Source organism: Mesorhizobium sp. P5_C1 (assembly GCF_054049815.1).
On the sequence record NZ_JBFULQ010000384.1, the window covers coordinates 1 to 5,584 of the forward strand.

The 5,584-nt window shown below is 62.2% G+C and carries 4 protein-coding genes and 1 pseudogene; 1 reads left to right on the forward strand and 4 read right to left on the reverse strand.

The window, feature by feature from the left end; all coding sequences use genetic code 11:
* Positions 1–325 (reverse strand): annotated as a pseudogene (locus tag ACXJ7R_RS23740) (ABC transporter substrate-binding protein); the annotation flags it as partial.
* 119 nt (positions 326–444) lie between these two features.
* Complete coding sequence (gene melA / locus ACXJ7R_RS23745) at positions 445–1,911, reverse strand: alpha-glucosidase/alpha-galactosidase (RefSeq protein ID WP_095088881.1); 1,467 nt, start codon at positions 1,909–1,911, stop codon at positions 445–447.
* 99 nt (positions 1,912–2,010) lie between these two features.
* Here melA and ACXJ7R_RS23750 point away from each other — a divergent pair, with 99 nt between their 5' ends.
* Positions 2,011–3,033, forward strand: coding sequence for an AraC family ligand binding domain-containing protein (locus tag ACXJ7R_RS23750; RefSeq protein WP_457153969.1), 1,023 nt, complete (start codon positions 2,011–2,013; stop codon positions 3,031–3,033).
* A gap of 67 nt (positions 3,034–3,100) precedes the next feature.
* Here the strand turns inward: ACXJ7R_RS23750 and ACXJ7R_RS23755 are convergent, their stop codons facing one another.
* Positions 3,101–5,128, reverse strand: coding sequence for an aldo/keto reductase (locus tag ACXJ7R_RS23755; protein WP_457153970.1), 2,028 nt, complete (start codon positions 5,126–5,128; stop codon positions 3,101–3,103).
* Between the two features lie 34 nt (positions 5,129–5,162).
* Positions 5,163–5,584, reverse strand: a 422-nt coding sequence (locus ACXJ7R_RS23760; protein ID WP_457153971.1) for a TOBE domain-containing protein, incomplete at its 5' end; no start/stop codon positions are given.

A 5,584-nucleotide genomic window follows, 5' to 3' on the forward strand; every position in this document is an offset into this window, starting at 1 on the left:
GGCGCATCGTATCGCCATAGACGCCCACACCGTCAGGCATGTTGGCCGTCTTGAAGACCAGCGGCTCCTTGGGCAGCCTGTCCTTCACCGGCGGCAGCTTGCCGGTCTTGACGTATTTTTCGGTCACCCAATCCGGCTCATGATATTCCGGCAGGGCTTTGAACTCCAGGATGGAGTCACGCGCGACGTACTTGATCTTGCCCTCGGCGGGAAAAGTCGCCGGCACCGGCGGGACTGTCGGCTCTGAAGCGAAAGCGTTGAGTGCCGGAACCGAGACGCTCAGCGCCAGTCCGGCGGCAAGACTGATATTGCGTAAATTCCTCACGGTCTCTCTCCCTCTTGTTTGTTCCGGAGCTTTTATACCTGCTCCGCTTCTCCTCGAATCCAAACGACTTCGTGGCAGTGGATCCCCCTCCCGTAGATCCACCATCACCGCATGAAATTTCAGCCGGCTTGTTTCAGCGCGGCTTTTTCGGCGCGCAATTCCTCGATCGAGCGCACGCTGCGCCGCGCCGCGCCGGCCCATTCGCGGGTCTTGACCTCGGATGTCGACAGCCGCGCCCTGGCGGCCGGAACCGCGTGGGCATATTGCGGCAGCCAGGCTGCCTGGGCGACGACCATTTCGTCGACCATCTGCCAGACCTCCTCCGGGGTTGAAACCGCGCCGACCAGCGGGTCATGCAATACGGCGAGCTTGAGCAGATCGATGTCGCCGGCGATAGCGGCATGGACCGACATGCGCTGGACGTTGATCGAGGAGATGCAGGTGGCCGCACAGGCTTCCGGCAAGGTGATGCCGGCGGCCATGTTGATGCCGAAGCGGTCGACGAAACCGGGCGACTCGATGATGGCGTCCTGCGGCAGGTTGGTGATCACGCCATTGTTCTTGACGTTGAAGTGGCCGCGATAGACGCGGTTGGTCTCCAGCGCCTCCAGGATGTGACTGGCATGCTCGTTGGAGCGTTTTTTGGGATCGATCGGCTGTGATGCCGCTTCGAGGAACTGCGGGTACTCCGTTTCGAACCAGTTGCGGGTTTCGGTCGAGTAGCGGAGATAGCCGCCCGTCTCGCCGTGGATCCAGTCGGACATATCGATCCAGCGCGTGATCTCGTCGGGGCGTTTGCGGTACCAGGGCAGATATTCGGAAAGATGGCCGTTGCTTTCGGTCGAATAGACACCGAAGCGCTTCAAGACATCTATGCGCAGCTTCTCCTGCCTGGAATAGACCGGATGCGCCTCGAAGGCGGCGACCAGTTCGTCCTTGCCGATCTCGCGGCCGTTGAGGCGCAGATCGATGAACCAAGTCTGGTGGTTGATGCCGGAGCAGACATAGTCGAGCTCCTGCCTGGACTTCGCGCCCAGCACCTCGGCGATCTGCTCGGCGCCGTGCTGGACACCGTGGCAGAGCCCGACGGTGTCGACCTTGCCGTACTCGATCGCCGCCCAKGTGTTCATCGCCATCGGGTTGGCGTAGTTCAGGAATTTGGCGTTCGTCTCGGCAACCTCACGTATGTCCTTGCAGAAATCCAGGATCACCGGAATGTTGCGCTGGCCATAGAGAATGCCACCGGCGCAGATCGTGTCGCCGACGCATTGGTCGATGCCGTATTTCAGGGGAATCCTGATATCGTCGGCATAGGCTTCGAGGCCGCCGACCCGCACGCAGCTGATGACATAGCGTGCGCCTTCGATTGCCTTGCGGCGGTCGGTGGTCGCCGTCACCTTGGTCGGCAGTCTGTTTGCCTCGACAATCCTGTCGAGGATCGCCTTGATCATCTCAAGATTGTGCGCGCTGACGTCGGTCAGCGCGAATTCGATGTCGGTGAATTCGGGCACGCACAGGATATCGGTGAACAGCTTCTTGGTGAATCCAACGCTGCCGGCACCAATGATAGCGATTTTGAAACTCATCTGCCGGACCTCATTTCGTTCGAATGGCAGGCAAGGAACGACAAGGAAAGGTTCCGCCACATGCCATGACATGTGTGCAGGACACGCCGGAATCCGGCCATGCCAACCTCCCGGTCCGCTCCTCGACTGCGGATCTCTCTCGCTTTTCGAAGGGGATTATGCGCTTATTCACGAGCGCGACCAGAGAAGGATTGTGCTTTGAAGGGTAATTTTGTGCTGCAAGATTTGATAGCCAACGGACAGTCCATGCGCACGATCTCGCTGCCGCGCGGCCGCCAGCGCCTGCACGCCATGCCGACGAGCACGGGCTATGAAGTGCGCGAGGACGAAATCTACGACTGGGACGGRCGCAAGCGCGGCCAGACRCCGTTCACCGTGCTCCAGCACACGATCAGCGGGACCGGCCGGCTGCGCTACGAGAACCGCAACTACCGCCTGCAGAAGAACGACACATTGCTGGTGCTGGTGCCGCATAACCACCGCTACTGGCTGGCCAAGCATGAACGCTGGGAATATTTCTGGATTTCGATGAACGGCGATGAGGCGCTGCGCATCCACAAATCCATACTCGGCACGTCGGGTCCGGTGTTTCGGTTGCAGCCGGCGACGATCGATCATCTTGCCGATTGCAGCCTGCGCCTCATCAAGGGCGCCGCTTCGCCGGGTGCTGCTTCCGCCGTCGCCTACGAAGCCGCGATGGCGCTCTATGACGATGTCTTCGGCTCACATTCCTTTGCCGAAAAACAGAGTGCCATGCAGCCGGTCATCGATCACATCAGTGCCAATCTAGAGAGGCCGCTGCCGGTGGCGGACCTGGTCCAGATCAGTGGCCTCAGCCGGGCCCATTTCTCGCGCTGTTTCGCCGAGAGCGAAGGCCTGCCGCCCGCCGAGTTCGTGCTGCAGCAGCGCCTACAACGCGCGGCGAAGCTGCTGACCAAGGTGGACTTCCTGCCGGTGAAGGAAGTCGCCATCCTGTGCGGCTTCGAGGACGCGAATTATTTTTCGAAGGTCTTCCGCCGCTGCTACGGCATCACGCCCAGCCAATTCCGCACCACCGGCATGTATGCCAGCATGAGAACCCCGGCCAGAGGCGGCGCCAAGGTGCCGGACGACGAGACCTGACGCCGCCTTGGGATCGTGGTTTCATGCATGTCGACCAAAACCGCTGCGCACTTCTGGGCGACATGCATCAGGCAGCGTGCAGCCTGCCGCCATCCAGCCACTCGAGATCGGCCGGCGAAAGCGTGATGTCGAGTGCGCGCAGGCTGTCGTCCAACTCGCCCAGGGTGCGTGGCCCGATCAGCGGAATGGATGGGAAGGGCTGATTGAGCACATAGGCCAGTGCAACATGGATCAGGCTCTTGCCCAGCCGCGCGGCAAGTTCGATCGCCCGGTCGCGGCGGCCGAAATTCCGCTCCGAGTACCAGACCCGCACCAGTTCCTCATTGTCGTGCCTGTCGCGCCCGGCGCGGTCGGTGAAGAAGCCGCGCCCCTGGCTCGACCAGGCGAAGTTCGGCATCTGCCGGGCGGCCAGCCAGGTCTTCCACGCATCGGTCGAGGAGGTCACGCAGCCGGCCCAGATCGGCTCCAGCATTTCGGCCAGCGAGAAGTTGTTGGACAATGCGCCGGGCTTCTGTTTGCCGGTCCGCTCGGCATAGGCAATAGCCTCGTCCATGCGTTCCATCGTCCAGTTCGAGCCGCCGAACGGGCCGCGGATGCGGCCGGCATTCACCTCACGATCCATCGCATCGACGAATTCACCTACGGGCACATCGGGATTGTCGCGATGCATGAAATAGACATCGACATGGTCGGTTTGCAGGCGGTGGAGTGACTGGTCAAGCTGCTTGCCGATCACATCGGGATAGCAGAGCGGCGAATGGGCGCCCTTGGCGATGACCACCGATTGCGCGCGCACGCCGCGGTTTTTCAGCCACTCGCCAAGCAGCGCCTCGGTGTAACCGCCGCCGTAGACATAGCCGGTGTCGAAGAGATTGCCGCCGGCCTCGAAAAAGGCATCGAGCAGGATCGACCCGGAAGAAAAGGTGCGGAAATCCTCGAAGCCGAGCGCCACCACGGACGCCGGCTTCGACAGGCCCGGAATGGTGCGTTTGGCGATCGCCGTTCCGCCGGAGCGTAAAGGCCGACCGGAGATGGTGTTGGTGCGCTGCGGGGCCTTCTCGATCCCGTACTCCAGGCCCGCCGCCGCCCGCCATCTGTCGAGGACGCGCAAGGTGCCGAGACTGTCGGCCCAGTCCATACCCGGCCATGTGAATTCCTGCCGCCCGGCGAGGATGGCCTCACCGGCGGCGTCGACCTCGAAAGAATAGACATGGCGCTTTTCGTCGACGCTGATGGTCTCACGCACGCCGTCGGATCCGATCACGTCGATCTGGCCCAGGCCGACGTCGCGGTTGCCGCCGGCGAACCAGAAGTCCGGCACCTCGATGCGACCCCTGGTGCCGAAGATTCTGAGCACATTGTCCTGGTTGAGCGAGATGCTGCAGGAAACTTCGGCGATGATGCCGCCCGGGAAATGCAGCACCGCCGAAGCCCATTCGTCGACACCGGACTGGCCAAGGTGGGCCGTACCAACCACCTTGTCCGGCTCGGCGAAGGGGAGGCCCGCCGCCGCCCCGGCAATCAGCCGCGCCATCGAGACCGGATAGCCGCCGACATCCAGAATGCCGCCGCCGGCAAGATCGTTGGCATAGAGCCTATGCTCCGGCATGAAGCCAGGCATGGCGAAGCCGAAACTCGACTTGATCATCCTGATATCGCCGATGACGCCCGATCTGATCAGTTCGACCAGCTTCAGCGTCTGCGGATGCAGCCGGTACATGAAGGCTTCGCCGAGAAAGGTGCCGGCCTTGCGCGCGGCATGGATCATGGCGTCGGCCTCGAAGGCGGTTAGCGCGAGCGGCTTTTCGCAAAGCACGTGTTTGCCCGCTTCCGCCGCCCTGATCGCCCATTGCGCGTGGCCGGGATGCGGTATCGAAATGTAGATGGCGTCGATGTCGGGATCGGCGAGCAAGGCATCGTAGCCATCAACGATGCGGGCGCCGGGGAAACTCTCGGCGAGACCTGGCTTGGCGGGGTTGCGCGCGCCGATGGCAACGAGCTTGCCGGTGCGCGAAGCGGCCGCGCCACCGGCAAAGGCCTGGGCGATGCTGCCCGGGCCGAGAATGCCCCAGCGAATGGGCGTTGTTGAAGTCATTGTCATTCTCCTTGAAGGCTGGAACCGGCGGCCGTCAGCGCAGCCGCAGCCCTTTTTCATCGAACAGGTAGGATTTGCGGATGGAAACGGTGATCTCGGACGCATCGGGAACGTTTGCCGCGTCGCGCTGGATCACCACGTCGTCACCGTTCGCCGTTCTGGCATAGAGAAAACTTGTGCCGCCCAGGTGCTCGACCACGTCGATGCGCACCACAAGGTCGGTGTCGCCCTCTCCGGCGCTGCCGAAATGTTCGGGACGCACCCCGACCATGACCTTGCTCCCTGCTTCAGGTACAGCGCTCGTCAGCGGTTGCGCGATACGGGTCTTCTCCTGACCGGCCAGTTCGACCACAACACCATGTGCATCGCGCCCGACAATGCGGCCGCTGATGAAGTTCATCTTCGGCGAGCCGACAAAACCCGCCACGAACTGATTGTCGGGATTGTCATAAAGAT

Coding starts and splice junctions, on each gene's coding strand:
- ACXJ7R_RS23755 (WP_457153970.1), bottom strand. CDS start 5,128: ATGACTTCAACAACGCCCATTCGCTGGGGCATTCTCGGCCCGGGCAGC.